At 38.3% G+C, this 19,358-nt stretch carries 18 protein-coding genes; 13 read left to right on the top strand and 5 right to left on the bottom strand.

Annotated elements, in window-relative coordinates; translation table 11 throughout:
- Window positions 1–21: 21 nt before the first annotated feature.
- Window positions 22–1,167, top strand: coding sequence for a toxic anion resistance protein (locus tag MMB69_RS14660; RefSeq protein ID WP_221782789.1), 1,146 nt, complete (start codon window positions 22–24; stop codon window positions 1,165–1,167).
- Window positions 1,168–1,213: 46 nt separating this feature from the next.
- On the opposite strand, the gene MMB69_RS14655 is transcribed toward MMB69_RS14660, so the two are convergent.
- Complete coding sequence (locus tag MMB69_RS14655; protein ID WP_216890068.1) at window positions 1,214–1,789, bottom strand: hypothetical protein; 576 nt, start codon at window positions 1,787–1,789, stop codon at window positions 1,214–1,216.
- Window positions 1,790–1,810: 21 nt separating this feature from the next.
- Window positions 1,811–2,320: a hypothetical protein gene (locus tag MMB69_RS14650; RefSeq protein ID WP_269872076.1), complete on the bottom strand. Its 510-nt coding sequence runs from the start codon at window positions 2,318–2,320 to the stop codon at window positions 1,811–1,813.
- A gap of 139 nt (window positions 2,321–2,459) precedes the next feature.
- On the opposite strand from MMB69_RS14650, the gene MMB69_RS14645 reads away from it, so the two are divergent.
- Both MMB69_RS14645 and MMB69_RS14640 read left to right on the top strand, forming a co-directional pair.
- Window positions 2,460–2,603 carry a hypothetical protein gene (locus MMB69_RS14645; RefSeq protein ID WP_013056734.1) on the top strand — a complete coding sequence of 48 codons (144 nt, stop codon included), beginning with the start codon at window positions 2,460–2,462 and terminating at the stop codon, window positions 2,601–2,603.
- Window positions 2,604–3,371: a polysaccharide deacetylase family protein gene (locus MMB69_RS14640; RefSeq protein WP_269872075.1), complete on the top strand. Its 768-nt coding sequence runs from the start codon at window positions 2,604–2,606 to the stop codon at window positions 3,369–3,371.
- A 39-nt stretch (window positions 3,372–3,410) separates the two neighbouring features.
- Here MMB69_RS14640 and MMB69_RS14635 read toward each other — a convergent pair whose 3' ends face one another.
- Both MMB69_RS14635 and MMB69_RS14630 read right to left on the bottom strand, forming a co-directional pair.
- Window positions 3,411–4,889, bottom strand: a complete 1,479-nt coding sequence (locus MMB69_RS14635) for a potassium/proton antiporter (protein WP_277447893.1) — start codon at window positions 4,887–4,889, stop codon at window positions 3,411–3,413.
- 165 nt (window positions 4,890–5,054) lie between these two features.
- Window positions 5,055–6,431 (bottom strand): M28 family peptidase, encoded by a 1,377-nt coding sequence (locus MMB69_RS14630; protein WP_277447892.1) that lies wholly within the window; start codon window positions 6,429–6,431, stop codon window positions 5,055–5,057.
- A gap of 325 nt (window positions 6,432–6,756) precedes the next feature.
- Here MMB69_RS14630 and MMB69_RS14625 point away from each other — a divergent pair, with 325 nt between their 5' ends.
- The 7 genes from MMB69_RS14625 (at window position 6,757) to MMB69_RS14595 (ending at window position 17,017) form a co-directional block, all read left to right on the top strand.
- The gene (locus tag MMB69_RS14625; RefSeq protein WP_269871268.1) at window positions 6,757–8,040 is read left to right on the top strand and encodes an ATP-binding protein; all 1,284 of its coding nucleotides are present in this window, start codon (window positions 6,757–6,759) and stop codon (window positions 8,038–8,040) included.
- Between the two features lie 104 nt (window positions 8,041–8,144).
- On the top strand, window positions 8,145–8,513 hold the full coding sequence (locus MMB69_RS14620) for a hypothetical protein (protein WP_013082877.1): 369 nt from the start codon (window positions 8,145–8,147) through the stop codon (window positions 8,511–8,513).
- A gap of 253 nt (window positions 8,514–8,766) precedes the next feature.
- On the top strand, window positions 8,767–10,161 hold the full coding sequence (locus tag MMB69_RS14615) for an L-cystine transporter (RefSeq protein ID WP_269871267.1): 1,395 nt from the start codon (window positions 8,767–8,769) through the stop codon (window positions 10,159–10,161).
- A 79-nt stretch (window positions 10,162–10,240) separates the two neighbouring features.
- Window positions 10,241–13,222: a type I pullulanase gene (gene pulA / locus MMB69_RS14610; protein ID WP_277447891.1), complete on the top strand. Its 2,982-nt coding sequence runs from the start codon at window positions 10,241–10,243 to the stop codon at window positions 13,220–13,222.
- Between the two features lie 128 nt (window positions 13,223–13,350).
- Window positions 13,351–14,844 (top strand): aldehyde dehydrogenase family protein, encoded by a 1,494-nt coding sequence (locus MMB69_RS14605; protein ID WP_013082880.1) that lies wholly within the window; start codon window positions 13,351–13,353, stop codon window positions 14,842–14,844.
- A gap of 107 nt (window positions 14,845–14,951) precedes the next feature.
- On the top strand, window positions 14,952–16,238 hold the full coding sequence (locus MMB69_RS14600) for a cytochrome P450 (RefSeq protein ID WP_277448056.1): 1,287 nt from the start codon (window positions 14,952–14,954) through the stop codon (window positions 16,236–16,238).
- 119 nt (window positions 16,239–16,357) lie between these two features.
- Window positions 16,358–17,017, top strand: a complete 660-nt coding sequence (locus tag MMB69_RS14595) for a serine/threonine-protein kinase (protein WP_277447890.1) — start codon at window positions 16,358–16,360, stop codon at window positions 17,015–17,017.
- A gap of 13 nt (window positions 17,018–17,030) precedes the next feature.
- Here MMB69_RS14595 and MMB69_RS14590 read toward each other — a convergent pair whose 3' ends face one another.
- Window positions 17,031–17,309 carry a hypothetical protein gene (locus tag MMB69_RS14590; protein WP_014460422.1) on the bottom strand — a complete coding sequence of 93 codons (279 nt, stop codon included), beginning with the start codon at window positions 17,307–17,309 and terminating at the stop codon, window positions 17,031–17,033.
- Window positions 17,310–17,449: 140 nt separating this feature from the next.
- On the opposite strand from MMB69_RS14590, the gene MMB69_RS14585 reads away from it, so the two are divergent.
- From MMB69_RS14585 to MMB69_RS14575, 3 genes are all read left to right on the top strand, one after another.
- Window positions 17,450–17,593, top strand: coding sequence for a hypothetical protein (locus MMB69_RS14585; RefSeq protein WP_014460421.1), 144 nt, complete (start codon window positions 17,450–17,452; stop codon window positions 17,591–17,593).
- A gap of 129 nt (window positions 17,594–17,722) precedes the next feature.
- Window positions 17,723–18,517 (top strand): flagellar motor stator protein MotA, encoded by a 795-nt coding sequence (motA, locus tag MMB69_RS14580; RefSeq protein ID WP_013056745.1) that lies wholly within the window; start codon window positions 17,723–17,725, stop codon window positions 18,515–18,517.
- Entirely contained in the window at window positions 18,510–19,343 is an 834-nt protein-coding gene (locus MMB69_RS14575; protein ID WP_221782797.1) for a flagellar motor protein MotB, read from the top strand. Before motA ends, MMB69_RS14575 begins: the two co-directional genes overlap by 8 nt.
- Window positions 19,344–19,358 lie beyond the last annotated feature (15 nt).

Below are 19,358 nucleotides of genomic sequence, written 5' to 3'. Positions count from 1 at the left end.
AAATGCAAAGGATGGGATTTTATGATGAAAGAATATGATCAAAATCAATCGTTAGATGCGCTCCTTGATGATCCTTTTGCGTCGCCTACCCCGCAGATACAATCGGACTCTCGCGCTGCAAAAAGAAACACATACGATGATTTGACACCGGAATATCAGGAAAAAGCGCAGAAAATCGCAAATCAAATTGATTATAAAAATCAGCAGGCTATCTTACAGTACGGGGTAGCAGCTCAGTCAGAACTATCTCAGTTTTCTCAATCTGTACTACAGCATGTTCAAACGAAAGATACGGGACCAGTAGGAGACGTTATAGGAGATTTAATGAGTAAGATTCGCCAAGTGAATCCCGATGATTTTTCTGCAAAGAAAAAAGGAGTCATCGGTCGATTGTTTTCAGGAGTCTCTAGGCCTATTCAAAATTTATTAACAAAATATCAAAGCATTAATGTTGAAATTGATAAAATTGCAGATAAGTTAGAGCGTTCAAAACAAATGCTGTATCGAGACATTACGATGCTAGATAGCTTATATGATAAAAATAAACAGTTTTACGAGGCGCTTAACGTCTACATTGCAGCGGCAGAATACAAGTTAGTGGCGCTGCAGAATGAAACGCTGCCCCAGCTTCAGCAAACAGCATCTCAAAAAAATGACTACTTGATGGCTCAGGAGGTCAATGATTTAAATCAATTTATCAATAGGCTAGAAAAACGAGTGCATGATTTAAAACTGAGCCGTCAAATTGCCATTCAAAGTGCACCGCAGATTCGATTAATTCAAGAAGTCAATCAGACCCTTGTGGAAAAAATTCAAAGCTCTATTTTAACAGCTATTCCACTTTGGAAAAATCAAGTAGTAATCGCAACCACTTTATTACGCCAAAAGAAAGCAATGGAAGCCCAGAAGCAAGTATCTAAGACAACAAACGACTTGCTTACTAAAAATTCAGAGCTGCTCAAGCAGAATACGATTGAAGTAGCTCGTGAAAACGAGGCGGGGATTGTCGATATCGAAACATTGAAAAAAACGCAGTCCGATTTGATTACCACGTTAGAAGAAGTACTAAAGATACAAGAAGAAGGACGTACGAAGCGTACCGAGGCAGAATCAGAGCTGTATCAAATGGAAAAAGATTTAAAAACTAAACTATTAGATATGAAATAAAGAAAAAGTCGGTTTACACCCTTTGTAAACCGACTTTTTCTTTGTTTTATGCATTTTGAAGCGTTCTCGCCATTTCTAAAAAAGGAGTTAAATCTCTTTCGGATTTAGGAGCAAAGATCGTTAACCGGAAAGTAGGGTGTTGATTTTGCTTTCGAACGAGAAAACCGTATGCGTTACTTTTATCATCTGATGCTTTGTACGCAGCTTCTATCTCTAAGTTATGATGAATGAGGTGTGTATCAAGAGAAGCCACTTCCGAAAAGCCAGCTCTTAAAATTTCTTTTGTTTCTTTATTGAGCTCCTCTACACTTTTATTTGGTGGAAACACTTCAATCCGCATCCACAAAGCATCATTTTTTTTGTTGTAAATGACATCTTTTCGTGGCTCTTCTTCTGTAAACTCGTATCCTTCTAGTACGTAAAGCGTATAGTTTTGATTGGTGCTTCTTTTAAGATAACCTACATCTGTTCTACTGCTTCCTTTGTAAGGATAGGTGAACTTTTGCTGTGGCAAGCGTTCTTTTGGAATTTCTTCTTGTGTGTTAATAAGCTCTTCACGAAAAGCAGTTGAGCAGCCACTCATCAAACATATAAAGCAAACAAGAAATATCTTTTTTTTCATAGCTGGCTTCCTTATCTATTTTCATTCATGCGTTTTTACTGAGTTAACAATTGAAATTAATTTTTTTTCATCATCAGAATTTTTAGCTGTAACCATCGTGATTTTTAAAGCAGGGTGCCCCTTTGTTTCTCTCAGTACATATAGCTTTGCCGTTTCTTTTTTACTCCGGGATGTAGATGCAAACACAACAGGTTGAATAAATAGGGATGTAGAAGAAATTTTTAACGATTTTCCAAACTGGTCATCAAACAATTCTTTTGAACGATCTAGATATGATTTGCTTGCACTTTCTTTCCCGGAAAGGACTTCAATTCGCATCCACGTATAGGGAGTCTTGGTTGAAAAAAGAATATCTTTTCCATCCTCTTCTTTTTGAAGCGTATATTCACCGGGCAATGAAAGAGAATATCCTTGTTCGCTTACGGTGAGCTGCTGATGTTTCGTATTGCTTTCACTGACTGCTTTAACAGAAGGCAGTATAACCATGGTTGCGCTTATCATTAACAGAAAAGCTAAATAAAATTTTCGCATGTATATATCTCCTATTCAAAACGCTAGACAGCGTGTAGTTACTATAAAAAAATGTTTTCGCCATGTTAGAACCCGTAGGTTTATTTTTGACTTTTTGGTAAAGCTAAAAACACAATCAATTAGTAATGGAGAGAAGACTATGAAAAACCGTAAATCAACTTCTGCAGCTAATCGCCGTCAACAGCGCGTGTGTTTGGGGGATGAACGATTATTTGCAGTTGGTATTAAAGCGTTTATTGACAATACGCATGAATCACACCTAGACAAAAAAGGAGGTCATTGAGTGAAATGGTGCTTGTCAATTATCATTATTGTTTCCATTAATTTCTATGGTATTCAGGCGGATGCTGCAAAGAAGAGCAGATTTTATTATGAAAAAAAAGGAGATATCGTGTGGGAAGTTCCCATGAAAGACGAGAAGTTGATTGCGCTTACATTTGATGATGGACCAGATCCTAAATATACGCCGACCATTTTGAGTTTATTGCAAGAGTACGGTGCCAAAGCAACTTTTTTTGTAGTCGGCGATCGAGTAACGTCGTTTCCCAAGCTTGCTCAAAGAGAAGTTCGTGAAGGGCATGAACTTGCTAATCATACATATAGCCATTTGAAAGTAAGGGGCCAGGAAGTAGAGAGAATTGAACAAGAAATTGAAAAAGCGGATGAACGTATACAAGCTATTACAGGAATAAAACCTTACCTGTTTCGTCCACCTACTGGCTATTATGACGATCGGGTAGTAAAAGCTGCTAAAAATCAGCAGTATACCATTATTCTTTGGTCTTGGCATCAAGATACATTTGATTGGAGAAATCCAGGCGTAGGTAAAATTGTAAGTCAAGTGCTTAACCATGCCAGGTCAGGAGATATTGTATTGTTTCATGATACGGGAGGAGATCGGACCCAAACCATTGAAGCATTAAAACAAATTTTACCGAAGTTAAAGGAAGAGGGGTATAAATTTGTAACGGTCTCAGAACTTTTAAAACATCACCCCAATTATAAATCTCTTTATTTGATGCAACAGCAAAAACAGCACTCCGTTCAATAATCGGGTGCTGTTTTTCTCGTAAAGGCTTTAACCAATTTTTTAACTGGTTTTTCCTTCTCTTTCGTCCCCATCAGACGTATTTTTTTGGAAAAATGCTTTTACTTTATCACGTTTTTTCTTCGAAATAAGAATATATAATGTATCACCTGCAAAAATTTGTGTATTTCCTCTAGGGGTAAGTAGTTTGTCATCTCGAATAACAGCAGTCACTAAAATGTCTTCAGGGAGGTGAAGTTCTTCAAGCGATTTTCCTGATATATCTGCATGTTCCACGAGCTTCAACTCAATCATTTCATTTTTGGTTTTGCCCATCGAAACAAGCTCGAGACTGTGAGGAACCGTCTCTTTTTCACCTTGAGAAAGGTTTAGAAATTTGGCTAAAGGAGCGATTGTTGCTCCTTGAAGAAGAGCGGAAGTTAAGACAACAAAGAAAACGACGTTAAAAATGAGCGTGCTGTTCTCCAAACCTGCCATCATAGGGTAAGTAGCTAATACAATTGGAACAGCTCCTTTTAAACCGGCCCAAGAAATAAACAGTTTTTCTTTGGATGAGTATTTAGCAAACATCATCGAAAGAAATACGCCGAGTGGACGAGCGACAAACATAAGTAAAAGAGATAACAGTATACCCTGCCAAATGATATCTAGCAGTTGATTAGGAAAGACAAGAAGGCCGAGTAAAATAAACATTAAAATTTGCATCATCCATGCAAAACCTTCGTTAAAGCGGACAATTGTGTGACGATAAGTCAGATCTGCATTTCCTACTACCACTGCCATTACATATACAGCAAGTAGACCGCTTGCTTCTACAAATGTGGAAATTCCATAGGTTAAGGCGGCCAATGACAATGTAAGCACAGGGTAAAGACCTGAAGAATCCAAATTAATTCGATTAATAATCCAAACGGATGCTTTTCCAAGTATTAAACCAAGTACCAGGCCGATTCCCATTTGCCAAAAGAAATTAAGGATTAATGAGAGAATAGGAGAGTCCGGATGTTGAATTAATTCAATAATAGAAACGGTTAAGAAGATGGCCATCGGATCATTGGAACCAGATTCTGCTTCTAGCGTGGAGTTTAATTTTTGGCGGATATTCTGTGTCCCTAGTACAGAAAACACGGCTGCAGCATCTGTAGAGCCAACGATTGCCCCAAATAAAAAGCCTTCAAGCCAAGTAACACCTAAAATATATTTGGCAAGTACACCCGTTAAAACTGTCGTAATGAGGACTCCGAAAGTAGCTAATGAAACGGAAGGGCGAACAACGCGTTTAACATCTTTCCATTTGGTCTGCACGCCTCCATCAAAAAGAATAATGATAAGCGCTAATATTCCGAATCCTTGTGTTAAAAGAGCATTGTCAAAGTAGATGTAGTGGCTAACAACCATTCCTACAATAATAAAGAGTACAAGCGAAGGGACTCCAAGGCGAGTAGAGAACTTTGCAGTAAGTACCCCTATGACAAGGAGAATAGATAATAAAAGAATTGAATGGTCTACCGTAAAATCCAAAAAATACACCTCTTTTGTTCAAAATTTTTATGCAAGCAATAAGTGAGGCTCCTCTATAACAATTGTAGCATAATGGATTTAAAACCTTGAGAAATCTGCTTATCAAAAAAAGAGATGCATAAACATCTCTTTTTTTGATCATGTATGAATAACAGGGACAGATTCTTATTTAACATCTTGCTCGTGATAAAGATGAGGAGCTTTAAATGTTGCTTTCTTTTTAACTGAAGAACCTTGTTGGTCGGGACGGGAACGATCGTAAATAGCTGTTCCAACAATCTCAGCCACATCTTGAAGTTTTTCTTTGCTTATTTTATCAAGGTTATCTTCAGGCGTATGATACCAAGGTTCAGACGGACTATGAATAAATAGAGCAGCCGGTATTCCTGCTTCTGCAAAAGGAACGTGATCACTGCGGCCGCCAGCTTGGAATGGCGTAGGTGATCCATTTAATCTTGTACTTGAAGCTTGAGCTAATTCTGTGACAAGATTTGGTGTTCCATCAGCTGTATTCATCACCAAATCTCCCGCATCTCGACTTCCTACCATGTCTAAATTAAACATTCCAACAATACGGTTTTTCTCATCTTCAGATAGCTCACTAACATAATGCTCGGATCCTAGTAAGCCTACTTCTTCAGCTCCGAATGTGACAAATCGCAGTTCTGTATCAGTAGGAAGAGTTTTAAATACACGAGCTAATTCAAGCACCATTGCTGTTCCAGAAGCATCGTCATTTGCCCCAGGCGCTCCGGCCACAGAATCATGATGAGCACCTACTACAATAATATCATTTGTTCCTTTTTTCTTAAAAGTAGAAGGTTTAGTAGCGGTTACATTATAAGAGGTTCGCTCACTTACGACAGCTCCTTCAATTTTTACTGTACCTGAAGGCTTTTCGCCTTTTTGAATAGAAGTAAGAATCTTTTCACCTTCTTCTTTGGTAACAGCAAGAGACGGAATGTAGTTATCATTAGCGCCGCCAAGCGTTCCGTTTAGCTCACCGTCTGTATTATTAAAAATAATGACGGCTGCAGCCCCTTTTTCAGCAGCATTTAATACTTTTTCACCAAAAGTAATAGTGCCTCGCTGAACTAATACAATTTTACCTGCCACATCTTTGTTTGCTAAATTATCTTTTGTACCCAGCCCTCCATCTACAATTTCAGCTGTGACATTTCCATTGGTGCTATAAGTAAAAGTTGTTGGAGAGTAGCTGGTACCGTTTACGCTTAGTGAAAAACTCGCTGCTGGTGTGTAACCGGTAAAGGTAAAAGGCTCTACTGCGCTCTCATAGCCTAGTTTAGACAAACGCTTTTGAACAAATGTAGCAGCTTCGCGCTCAGCTTCAGTTCCTGCCACCCGAGGTTTTTTTGAGAGATACGCAATGTCTTGATAAATTTTCTCAGCATTGATTTTTTTTAATACTTTTTGTTCAGAACTTTGATGGTGAGAAGCATTTGCAGAAGTAGAAGCTTGTGCACTTGTAAAAGATAAAGTCAAACTTGTTGCTACAGCCAAAGAAATCACGGTTTTTTTCATTAAAATCCCCCTAAATTTATCGATGTAGTTGGTACTACTCGAATTTACAATATTAAGAAAATACAAAAAAGAGTATTATTACCTAAATGTTCCAGAGTATTCCGTATCTAAATTCCTATTTTGATAGAGAAAATAATTCAAATAAAATGAAAATGCGGAAACAAATAAAGAGGATAAAAGAAACTGTGTCAAAAGTAATAAAAAAAGGTATTAGATAAGAATAAAAAAATAAGATAAACTAGTTTAAAAGTAAGAAGAATATTCAGAACTTAATTGATGAGACATAGAGAGTATTCACGTAAAAAACAAAGGCTGGTGGGAAATATTGATAAAAAATAGGGAGGGTGTACGAAAAGCAGCGGCGGTAGCGGGTCTTCTGCTTGTAGGGGTGTACATCGTCTTTCAAACAATGGCATTTTTTAAAGGAGCATATGCTCTTAGCAGTTTGATAAAAGATAGTTTACTAGTGGGCGTAACGGCTGGCACGTTTTATTTACTTCATAAGCGTTCGGTTCATACCCAGGTGTCTGATGAACAGTATCAGCTTGCTACATTAATAAATTCAATGCCAGATTTTATTTGTTTTAAAGATGGAGCTGGCAAATGGGTGGCGGTGAATGATTTTGGAAGAGAACTTTATCATTTAAAGGGTATTGATTACAGGGGTAAAACCGATGCAGAACTTGGTGAGCTTGTGCCTTTCTTTCAAGCCGCTTTCTTACACTGTATTTCATCGGATGAAGAAGCTTGGAGAAAAAAGGAAAAGGTACGCACGGAAGAAGCATTTGAAATACCAAACGGCGAGGTCAAAACATTTGATGTTATTAAAGTACCTGTGTTTTTTGATGATGGCTCGAGAAAAGCTCTTATCACGATTGGACGAGATATAACTCAGCAAAAGCTTGCAGAAGCGCTTCTGATAAAAAAGGAAAAGCTTTCTGTAGTAGGCGAATTAGCTGCTGGAATTGCTCATGAAATTAGAAATCCGCTTACGAGTATTAAAGGGTTTGTTCAGCTCATGAAAGAAACAGACCGATCCGCGGTAGGGTATGCTAACATCATGCTTGATGAGCTGGAACGAATTAATGGTATTGTCAGTGAAATGCTCCTTTTGTCAAAACCTGAAAGTGAACATTTTCGCGTGTTTTCTCTTACAGAAGCGGTTAAGTATGTAATGAGTTTAACTTCCCATGAAGCTTTATTGAAAAACATTGACTTCTTATACGATGAACAAACAAACAACGCTAGTGTGTATGGAAATAAAAATCACCTTATTCAAGTATTACTTAATGTTTTTAAAAACGCAATTGAAGCCATGAATAGGCCTGGAAATATTTATATTACAATCAAAACAGCGCAGGATAACCATATTTTTATAGAAGTTAGAGATGAAGGAGTAGGAATTTCTAAAGACCGTCTAGAACATATAGGAGAACCGTTTTTTACTTTAAAAGAAAAAGGAATGGGGCTTGGATTAACAATCAGCTCCAAAATTATTCATGATCATCACGGTACCCTGCAGATTGAGAGTGAGCAGAACAAAGGGACGATTGTTAAAATTCGACTGCCTCTGTATGTCAAAGATACGGCGGTTTTTGCAAGCAAATGAAATGTTGTAAACGAAAAGTAATGAAAACGTCATCCATTTCTTATTGCTAAACGCAGCCGTACATGATGTAATAAAAGAAACGAACATGTCAGGAAGGTAGCAAAATGAGACGTGCAGATCAAAAAATTATATTACCGTATACACCGGAAAATTTAAGAATGCTATTGCTTCAAGTATGTGACGGAGAAAATCCGTTTTCCCATCAGGACCTTACGTATTGGTGTGATAAATATACTCTCCATTATTATGAATATGAAGCGGATGAAACGCAGTGGATGAATGATATGCAGCAGACAGATAATAGGCAAGATCTAGCTAAATCCTATGCTATTGCTAAAGATATTGGCTGGCAGTGGTACTTTTATATGGCTAGAGGAACGACGCTATCTGATATTCAATATGTCGAGCTTCACGAACTAGAATTACCCAGACATTTGTTTGTAAAATGGCTAAATGAATTATATGAAATGTAATCCTATACATGAATTGTAGTACATCCGGTCTGATGAAAGAAAGGCCATCTCTGGTAACGGAGCAAAAGACCACTGAAGTACATACAAGCGTAAAATAGAAAGCTAAGGAAAATCCTTAGCTTTTTTGTTTTGTCAAAATTATTCAAAAAAACTGTCTTCAGGAAAAAATATAAAACCTAGTTGACTTATTGGTATTGTTATATTATAAGTAATAGAGACATAATTTATGGAAAAAATTACAGGGGGAACATCTATGAATAACTTATTAGTCATCCTAAACATCCTCATTATGCTTGCATTGCTTGCGGGGCTGTTTATGATGCAGAAAAAACATGTATCATTTTCAAAGCGTGTGTTTACAGCGCTTGGACTAGGGATTATTTTTGGCTTTGCTCTTCAGTGGGTGTATGGTCCGACTCATGAAGTAACGATGACGACCGCCGATTGGTTTAGCATTGTAGGAAGCGGATATGTTAAGTTTCTTCAAATGATTGTTATGCCGCTTGTATTTGTATCGATTGTAGCGGCATTCACTCGCTTAAAATTGACGAGCAATATTGGAAAGATTAGTAGTTTAATTATTGGGATTTTGCTTGTTACAACAGCGATAGCAGCTGCAATTGGTATTTTTACAACAACGAGCTTTAATTTAGAATCTGTTCAAATCACAAAAGGGGAAGCGGAACTTCAGCGCGGAGAGGACTTAGAAAACAATTTATCTAGTTTAGAAGCAAAAACAATCCCGCAGCAAGTAGTAGAATTATTACCTGCTAACCCGTTTCTTGATTTAACAGGCGCACGCTCAACTTCCACGATTGGCGTTGTCATCTTTGCGGCATTTGTTGGAATTGCGTATTTAGGCGTGAAGCGTAAAAAGCCGGAGGAAGCGGCGTTATTTTCAAAAATTATTGATACGTTTTATGCAATTGTCATGCGTGTAGTGACGCTAATTCTTCGGTTAACTCCTTATGGGGTACTTGCGATTATGACCAAAACAGTAGCAACGAGTGATATTGATGCAATTGTTAAACTTGGAAAATTTGTTGTAGCATCATATGTCGCATTGGCAGCTATGTTTATTGTTCACTTAGTTATTCTAACAATCATCGGTGTAAATCCGATCACATATGTTAAGAAAGTATTTCCTGTATTGGCTTTTGCCTTTACTTCCCGTACAAGTGCTGGAGCATTACCTTTGAATGTTAACACACAAACAAGACAGTTAGGGGTTCCAGAAGGAATTGCGAATTTCGCAGGTTCATTTGGTCTTACAATTGGTCAAAACGGATGCGCTGGAATATATCCAGCTATGTTAGCCGTTATGATTGCACCAACGGTAGGTATTGATCCCTTAACGCCTTCATTTATTTTCACGTTGATTGCCATTGTAGCAATTAGTTCGTTTGGCGTAGCAGGCGTTGGCGGAGGAGCGACATTTGCGGCTTTACTTGTATTATCTTCTATGAATTTGCCCGTAGCGCTAGCAGGCTTATTAATTTCAGTAGAGCCATTGATTGATATGGGGCGTACGGCGCTTAATGTAAGTGGAAGCATGACAGCCGGAGTCGTCACTAGTAAATTAACAAAAGAGCTAGATACAAACGTATACAACGATCAAACCATCTCACCTGAAACAGCAGAAGTGTAAAAGAGATACGTCATCCATAGTTAACATTGTTAACTATGGATTTTTTTTCTTTATCCACATAAAATAGGAAAAAATACTTATGATAACGCTTTCAAAAAAGGTTATAGTGAAAAATGTGTACGTACTTTATTTTACGGGAGGGTTTTCATTGAAACGTAGTTGGACTAGATATGCAATGGTACTGACGGCTTTACTCTTACTAGTAAGCTCTTTTTTTAGCCCGTTTATGCAATCGTTTGCATCTGCAGCAGACGCAACAAAAATCAAGATTCACTATCAGCCTGCTCCAAATGATACAAAGGAATGGGGATTATGGGTTTTTCCTGAAGGAGGAGAAGGAAAGCCTTACGCATTTACGGGGGAAGATCAATTTGGAAAAGTAGCGGAAGTTGAATTACCCGGTGCTTATGACAAAGTAGGTTTTATTGTTCGAACAGAGTCGTGGGAAAAAGATGGAGGAGACCGCTTCGTTTCAGTGGAGAACGGTGAAGGAGAAGTATGGGTGAAAAGTGGAGATGAACATACATATACGTCTCCTCCTGACGGTGAATACCGAGATTTACCGAAGTTTGATAAAGTAAACGTTACCTTAAATTATCATCGGTACGACGGAGATTACAGCGGGTGGAACATTTGGACATGGCCAGGTGATGAAAAAGAAGGCAAGCAAATCGAATTTACGGAAGACACGAATTTTGGGAAGAGAGCGACTTACGCCATTAACAGTGGAAGTGGTAATTTATTTGACAAAATTGGTTTTATTGTACGCCATTCTACTAGTGACAGCGATTGGGAAAATAAAGACGGAGGAGACCGTTTTATTACCAAGGTTGGTAAAGATGGGAATGTAGAAGTATGGATTGTTCAAGGACAAAATCGAATTTATTATGATAGAGCAGGAGTAGATATCACTCGGAAAATCACGAAAGCGACTATGGATACATTTAATCAAATCACCTTAGAAACAAACGTGCCGTTTGACTCTTCTAAGAGTTTAGGAGACATTGAAATTGACGGAGCTCAAATTGAGAAAGTGATACCTTATAAAGAGGGAGAAGACGCTGCTACTACTAAAGTTAAAATCATAACAAAACAGCCTTTGGACGTTACAAAAACGTATAAAGTTAAGCAAAAAGGCTACGGATCAGCTGATGTAGTTAATGGAAATGTCGTTCGCACGAAAGAATTTGACGAAAAGTATGCATATAGCGGAAACGATTTAGGAAACACGTATTCTAAGAAACAAACAAATTTTCGCGTATGGGCTCCAACCGCAAGTGCAGCCAAGCTAGTGACTTATTCGTCATGGAACTCCAAAGCTGTAAAAGAAATTTCTATGACCAAAAGTGAAAAAGGAACGTGGAAAGCGCAGGTAAAAGGAAATCAAGATGAACTAATTTATACGTACAAAGTAAAAATTGGGAACAGCTGGAGCGAAGCGGTTGATCCATATGTACGAGCAACAACGGTGAATGGAGATCGCGGAGCTGTCGTAGATTTGGCTAAGACAAATCCGAGAAAGTGGAGTGCAAATAAGCCGAAATTTAAAAATCCAGAAGATGCGATTATCTATGAACTGCACGTACGAGATTTATCGTCTCAAAAAGAGAGCGGTATCAAAAATAAAGGAAAATATTTAGGTGTAGCGGAGTGGAATACGAAAGGACCAAATGGAGTAAAAACAGGACTCAGTCATATTAAAGATTTAGGTGTGACGCACGTTCAGTTCCTGCCTATTTACGATTATCGTACGGTGGATGAAACGAAATTAAACGAGCCGCAGTTTAATTGGGGATATGATCCAAAAAATTACAACGTCCCAGAAGGTTCATATTCAACAAACCCATATAATCCTAAGACGAGAATTATTGAGCTTAAACAAATGATTCAAACGCTTCATGACAAGCAGCTTCGTATGGTAATGGACGTGGTTTATAATCATGTGTATGCAGTAAGTGAGCATAGCTTTGATAAACTAGTTCCAGGCTACTACTTCCGTTATAAAGAAGATGGAACTTTATCCAACGGAACAGGTGTTGGAAACGACACGGCGTCTGAACGGAAGATGGTTCGGAAGTTTATTGTAGATTCTGTTGCGTATTGGGCAAAAGAGTACCACATTGATGGGTTTCGATTTGATTTAATGGGGATTCACGATACAAAGACAATGAATGAAGTGAGAAAGAAGTTAGATGAAATTGACCCTTCCATTATCGTCTTAGGAGAGGGCTGGGATCTAGGAACCGAGCTTGATGCTAAGCTAAAAGCTAATCAGAAAAACGCTCAGGATATGAAGCGCATCGCTCACTTCAATGATGGTATGCGAGATGGTCTTAAAGGCAGCGTGTTTTTTGATCGTGAAAACGGATTTGTTAATGGAAAACAGGGTCAAGAAAAGCTCATACAGCAAAGTATAGCAGCTGGAATAGATTATGATCGTTCAACTGCCACATATGAAGATCCAGATCAAGTTGTGACGTATGTAGAAGCACACGATAACCATACGTTATGGGATAAGCTTCAGCTGACGAACCCTGCTGACACCGAGCAAACGAGAAAGCAGATGCATAAGCTTGCTTCTTCTATTATTTTAACATCTCAAGGAATGAACTTTATACATGCAGGTCAAGAGTTTATGAGAACAAAAGGCGGAGATCATAATAGCTATCAGTCACCCGATTCTGTCAATCAGCTAGATTGGAAGCGCCGAGCAGCTTTCAGCCAAGAAGTAGACTACATGAAGGGACTTATTGCGCTTCGAAAGCAATATTCCTCATTTAGAATGACGAGTGCACAGGCTATTCATCAAAATTTACGCTTTGTTGATGCACCAGCAAACGTAGTAGGTTATACGTTAAATGCTAAAGCCAATAAAGATAAAGCAAACGAAATAATGGTGATTCATAATGCAAATAAACAAGCTCAAACGGTTCATCTGCCTTCTAACAGAACGTGGAGATTACTTGTTGACGGCGAGCAGGCAGGAACAAAAACGCTCCGTACGGTGAAAGGAAATACAGTAAACGTTTCGCCTCTTTCGACATTTGTACTAGTAAGATAAGTTTTAGATAGCTAGAATGAATGTAGAAAAATTCAGAATATTGTATGTAAAATTGTTGATTTTACTAGATAACATGGTAAAATATTCATTGTTAGCGTTTTCAAAATTCGTGGGGAGGTATGTATTTGATGCAAAATCTTGGAGCGAAAAAAGTTGAAATGAGTCCGAAAGTAGTGGAGTTTTTAAAAGGAGTTAAACAGCTATACATTAACGGCGAGTGGGTAGACTCTGTTTCAGGAAAAACGTTTGAAACAGTAAATCCAGCAACGGGTGAAAAGTTGGCAGATGTAGCTGAAGCAAATCCAGAGGATATTGATCGTGCCGTCAGAGCGGCTAGAGAAGCCTTTGATCATGGACCTTGGACAAAGATGTCAGCGGCTGAAAGAAGTCGACTTATTTATAAATTAGCTGATTTAATGGAAACACATCAATTGGAACTTGCGCAGCTTGAAACGCTTGATAACGGAAAACCAATTCGTGAAACATCAAATGCAGACATTCCATTAGCAATCGAACATTTCCGCTACTTTGCTGGGTGGTCAACTAAAATGGTTGGACAAACTATTCCTGTGCAAGGAGCGTATTTTAACTATACAAGGTATGAACCAGTAGGAGTTGTTGGCCAAATTATTCCGTGGAACTTCCCGCTTTTAATGGCCGCTTGGAAGCTCGGAGCCGCTTTGGCAACTGGATGTACAATTGTGCTCAAGCCAGCAGAGCAAACGCCGCTTTCTGCACTTTACTTGGCTCGACTAGCCGATGAAGCAGGGTTCCCAAAAGGGGTGCTAAACATTGTGCCAGGCTACGGGAAAACAGCAGGTGAACCGCTCGTTCATCATGATCTTGTCGATAAAATTGCTTTTACAGGATCTACTGCTGTCGGAAAAGCCATTATGAAGCAAGCTAGCGACTCCTTAAAGCGTGTGACGTTAGAGCTTGGAGGTAAATCACCAAACATTATCCTGCCGGATGCAGACTTAACAAAAGCAGTTCCTGGTGCGCTTTCAGGTATTATGTTTAATCAAGGACAAGTATGTTGTGCTGGAAGTCGTCTGTATGTCCAAAAAAGCTTATATGATAATGTCGTAGCTGATTTAGTTTCTCAAACGAAATCTATTAAACAAGGAAATGGACTAGCAGATGAGACAACAATGGGTCCGCTTGTATCTGCGCAGCAGCAAAAACGAGTGAAAACCTATATTGATAAAGGAATTGAAGAAGGAGCGGAAGTACTTGCAGGAGGAAACATTCCATTTGATCAAGGCTATTTCGTAGAACCGACTATCTTTGCAGATGTCGATCATTCAATGACGATTGCTCGTGAAGAAATCTTCGGTCCGGTTGTAGCTGCTATGCCGTTTGACGATCTTGATGATTTGATTGCCAAAGCAAATGATACAGCATATGGTCTAGCAGCGGGCGTCTGGACACAAGATTTAAAGAAAGCACACTATATTGCTCATGGTATTAAAGCAGGTACAGTTTGGGTGAACTGTTACAACGTATTTGATGCAGCAAGCCCGTTTGGAGGGTATAAACAGTCGGGAATTGGTCGTGAAATGGGAAGCTATGCGCTTGATAACTACACTGAAGTGAAAAGCGTATGGATCAATATGGAATAATAAGTAAGAATTTTTGTGAAAATCAATAGCATATCTTTATGTGAAAAAGAGTAGTCTTTAGTGGACTACTCTTTTATTTGTTTAAGTCCCGCATTTTTAGAAAAGGAGTGATAACATTGCCGGTTATACAGGGCCCCTCGTCGTATAAGCTTACCGGTCACCTGCAAAAGTTTAGAGAGAACCCCCTGGGTTTTTTGGAAAACTTGACTCAGTATGGAGAAATTGCAACATTTAGAGTTGCGCACAAACGCTTTTATGTAACGAGAGACCCTCAACTTATTAAAGATGTAGTCATTACAAACAGCAAGGCGTTTCAAAAAATTAAATTAACGCATATGTTTAAAACGCTGCTAGGCGAAGAAATGTTATGGACAGATGAAGCATTATATATGAGCCCCATTCAACCCTCACAACTAAAACAACATCTAACTTATAATAAGGAAGCAATCGCAAAAATAATTGAAAAGCATACGGAAACGTGGGAAGAAGGGCAGCTTCGAACGATAGTAAAAGACATAAGACAGATAGTCGTAGCTGTACTCCTTCAACTTGTATTTGGCATTTCGATTGAGGATAAAGATAAAATTCACTATGTTCAAGCGCTTATGAGAAAGAAAGAAAAGTTAGGCAAAATTTATATTCGTCTGCCTTTGCACCAGCCTGACTCAGATGAGCAGCTAGAACAACTCCTTTTTGAACGCGTTCAAATGCGTGTTCAAAACAAAACCGAAGGAAATGATTTACTGCAGTATATATTGAATTCTTGCGGAGAAGACAGCGATGAAAGAGAAATATACGAACAGCTAAATTCTATATTCCTTTCGATGTATGAAATGATTACGCACGTATGCAGCTGGTCTATTTATTTACTGTCTCAAAATACTAGGGAGCACCTTCAGCTGCATAAAGAAATTCAGGCCTATGCTAGCGGCGAATCGCTTTCAACCAAAAATCTGACCTATATGCGCAAAATAATTGCTGAAAGCATGAGGTTATATCCGCCTCTTTGGTTATTTGGGCGTCAAGCACGTGAAGATATACAAATAGATGGTTACAGTATTAAAAAAGGGGAGATTATGTTAATTAGCCCTTATATGATGCATCGCCATGAAGATTATTTTTTAGAGCCAACCGAATTTTTACCCGACCGTTTTGAAAAAGGAGGGTCCATTGATGTCCCAAGTTATATGTATATGCCGCTTGGAATTGAGCATCAAGCGGAAAGGGGCATGGACTATATCACTGAAATAGTAACCATTTTTCTGTCGGAAATGTCAAAACGCTTTTTAATTCAGCTGACTAAGTCCGAATCTATTGCTCCGATGGCGGGCGTAATGCTGAATATGAAAGAAGAACTGAATGTGAATGTTCACAAAGTTCACACGCAGTCTTGAATGAACGGGAATACTTTCCCTCTTTATATCAGGCTGTCAATTTATTGACACATCCTGCATTGAGATTTATCATAGGGTAATATTTGATAGAGATTACTGAAGGATTTTTAGAGGGGACTATGGATAAAACAATTGAACAGTTGGTGTCGCTAGTTGAAACATCATTACTAACGCAAGTTACGATTCAAAGTGAAAGTGACTATGATCCAGTTGAAGTTACGAACAAAACAAAAGAGTGGGTACTAATCGGTAAAGGAAACTATGCCGGTGTGTTTACGCACGAAAATTATCCTGAATTTGTCGTGAAAGTATACGGAAGAGAAATTTATGGTGTAAAAAAAGAAGCGCAAGTGTATAGAAAGCTGGGCGTTCACCCAGCTTATTCTCAACTTTTTCACGAGGGAAAGACATACTTGATTTTAAAAAGGCTTACAGGCGTTACACTGTATGATGCCGTCCAGAGGGGCATAAAGATTCCAGAACAAGTCATAAAAGACGTGAACAAAGCTTTGGACTATGCAAGAAGCCAGGGTTTAAACCCGTATGATGTGCATGGTAAAAATGTCATGATAAAAGATGGAAGAGGGTATGTGGTGGATATTTCTGACTTTTATAAGGAGGGTATTGATAAAAAATGGACAGACCTTGTAAAAGCTTATTACACCTTTTATCCGTTTATTGATAAGTACCATATCCGCTTGCCATACCCGCTGTTAAACGTTATTAGAAAAGCATATCGTCTATATCGTAGAATCAAATCAAAAAGGAGTTTCCGCTAAAGGGAACTCCTTTTTAAGATGAAATACAGCGCAATACATGCTGCTGCTCAAAAGTTGGTTTTAATTTGAATAGAATGGTTTGTAGTATCTCAGATTGATAGACAAATTTTAGCGTATGTTTAAGGGAAAGAGGATGTAAGAAAGAACGTATTCTTTTTTCAGCATAACGTATCACCTGTTCTTCATAAAATAAAGTACGTGCGGAGATTTTAGCGTGAATGTCTTTTGTTAGTTCGATTGTAAATTGGATAATCATTAAATCAGTGTCTTTACAGTATTTTTCTAGTAGCATAATATCACCTCCATTTTGTCAACTCATTTACATAATCTTAATATAAAATTTACAAATGTCAATAAAACACGGAAAAATAAATGGTAAGACTGTTCTTTTTATATGTTGAATAAACAAGAACGTTACAGAGGTGAGTAAAGTTGAACATTAACGTCGGATTTGCAATTTTAGCTGATATTGATAATAAGATGACGGCTGCTATTTATGTGGAAAATCAAATTGTAGCGATTATAGCTGGACCTTCAGATATTCTGTATGAAAAGTTGAAAAAAGTGTTTTTATAATAGAGAAAAGCTTTAATTGTAAATATGATTCATAAAAAGCTTAAAAATTTTATGAAATAGTCGAAATAAAAGATGAGGATAAAATACACAAAAAGAAAGAACAGGAAGTTAAGAATAGGAGAATTACGTATGGATAAAACATCTTTTATTGGACTGATTTTAGGAATAGCCTCTCTTATTGTAGGCATGTTTTTCAAAGGGGTTAATCCATCTGTGTTGGGAAATCCGGCTGCTATTTTAATTATTATTGTCGGAACCGTCGGAGCAGTAGTGATTGCATTTCCTTCAAATGAAATCAAAAGAGTCCCAAAACTGTTTGGTGTCCTGTTTAAAGAACAAAAAATGCTGCAGCCCGTTGATTTAGTATCCATGTTTTCTGAATGGGGACAAGTTGTTCGAAAAGAAGGGTTACTATCACTTGAAGCCCAAATTATTGATGTAGATGACCCTTTCTTAAAAAATGGTTTGAATTTAGCTATTGATGGTCAAAGTGCGGATTATATACGAGACGTGTTGTCTGAAGAAATTGATGCTATGGAAGAAAGACATCAAACAGGTGCAAGTATTTTCGCTTTAGCAGGTACATATGCTCCAACTCTCGGTGTACTTGGAGCTGTTATAGGGTTAATTGCTGCGCTTGGGAACATGGAAGATACAGATACGCTAGGACATGCGATCAGCGCGGCGTTTGTTGCTACGCTTCTTGGTATTTTTACTGGGTATGTACTATGGCATCCGTTTGCAAATAAACTAAAGCGTAAATCGAAACATGAAGTAAAGGTAAAGTATATGATGATCGAAGGAGTGCTTTCACTCCTAGAAGGAGAAACACCAAAAGTAATTGAGCAAAAGCTGGCTTCTTATTTGCCAACAGCGGAACGTAAAAAGCTTCTTCAAGAAAGTGAAGTGGGCATAAATGAGTAGACGCAGAAAACGAAAGCATGAAGAGGACCATGTTGACGAAAGCTGGCTGCTTCCTTACTCAGATTTGCTTACACTTTTACTTGCTTTATTCATTGTATTGTTTGCAATGAGCTCAGTGGATGCGCAAAAATTTAAGAACCTTTCTCGCGCATTTAATGAAGCGTTCGTTGGAGGAACGGGCGTGATGGAATTTCAATCTCTGGAGGAATCTGAAGAAGCGGTTCAGCCTTCAAATACCCCTGCAGCTAAAAGTACGGAAAAAACAAATGAAGTGGAGACAGCTCCTAATCAGTCTCCTGCTTCTTCACAATCGTTAACGAGCGAACAAAAGGAGCAAACCATTCGAGAAGCTGATCAAGAAGAGCTTCAGCAAATTCAATCTAAAATTAATGCGTATATTCAAAAGAAAAACCTAACAAATCAATTACAGACTGCGCTAACTGATGACGGTCTCTTAATTTCCATTCGAGATAATGTATTGTTTGATTCGGGAAGAGCGCAAGTTCGAAGTGAAGATACAAAAATCGCCAATGATATTTCAGAACTTTTGGTGATTGATCCTCCTCGTAATATTATTATTAGCGGTCATACTGATAACGTACCCATTCGCAACGCTGGTTTTGAATCCAACTGGGAGTTAAGCGTGATGAGAGCAGTTAACTTTATGAAAGTTATCTTAAAAAACGATAAGCTTAATCCAAGCATGTTCAGTGCAAAAGGATTTGGAGAGTTCAAACCGGTGACATCTAACAATACAGCAGAGGGGCAAGCGAAAAATAGAAGGGTTGAAATATTGATTACTCCTCGTACAATCAAACAGCCGTAAAAGCAGTCCTGCTTT

Source organism: Priestia sp. P5 (assembly GCF_029522155.1).
Lineage (GTDB): Bacteria > Bacillota > Bacilli > Bacillales > Bacillaceae_H > Priestia > Priestia megaterium_E.
This window is presented reverse-complemented; position numbering and strand designations above follow the sequence as displayed.

Bases quoted from the DNA above. Each gene is read 5' to 3' on its own strand.
- MMB69_RS14660 (WP_221782789.1), top strand. From the start codon at position 22: ATGATGAAAGAATATGATCAAAATCAATCGTTAGATGCGCTCCTTGAT.
- MMB69_RS14655 (WP_216890068.1), bottom strand. From the start codon at position 1,789: ATGAAAAAAAAGATATTTCTTGTTTGCTTTATATGTTTGATGAGTGGC.
- MMB69_RS14650 (WP_269872076.1), bottom strand. From the start codon at position 2,320: ATGCGAAAATTTTATTTAGCTTTTCTGTTAATGATAAGCGCAACCATG.
- MMB69_RS14645 (WP_013056734.1), top strand. From the start codon at position 2,460: ATGAAAAACCGTAAATCAACTTCTGCAGCTAATCGCCGTCAACAGCGC.
- MMB69_RS14630 (WP_277447892.1), bottom strand. From the start codon at position 6,431: ATGAAAAAAACCGTGATTTCTTTGGCTGTAGCAACAAGTTTGACTTTA.
- MMB69_RS14620 (WP_013082877.1), top strand. From the start codon at position 8,145: ATGAGACGTGCAGATCAAAAAATTATATTACCGTATACACCGGAAAAT.
- MMB69_RS14615 (WP_269871267.1), top strand. From the start codon at position 8,767: ATGAATAACTTATTAGTCATCCTAAACATCCTCATTATGCTTGCATTG.
- pulA (WP_277447891.1), top strand. From the start codon at position 10,241: ATGATAACGCTTTCAAAAAAGGTTATAGTGAAAAATGTGTACGTACTT.
- MMB69_RS14605 (WP_013082880.1), top strand. From the start codon at position 13,351: ATGCAAAATCTTGGAGCGAAAAAAGTTGAAATGAGTCCGAAAGTAGTG.
- MMB69_RS14595 (WP_277447890.1), top strand. From the start codon at position 16,358: ATGGATAAAACAATTGAACAGTTGGTGTCGCTAGTTGAAACATCATTA.
- MMB69_RS14590 (WP_014460422.1), bottom strand. From the start codon at position 17,309: ATGCTACTAGAAAAATACTGTAAAGACACTGATTTAATGATTATCCAA.
- motA (WP_013056745.1), top strand. From the start codon at position 17,723: ATGGATAAAACATCTTTTATTGGACTGATTTTAGGAATAGCCTCTCTT.
- MMB69_RS14575 (WP_221782797.1), top strand. From the start codon at position 18,510: ATGAGTAGACGCAGAAAACGAAAGCATGAAGAGGACCATGTTGACGAA.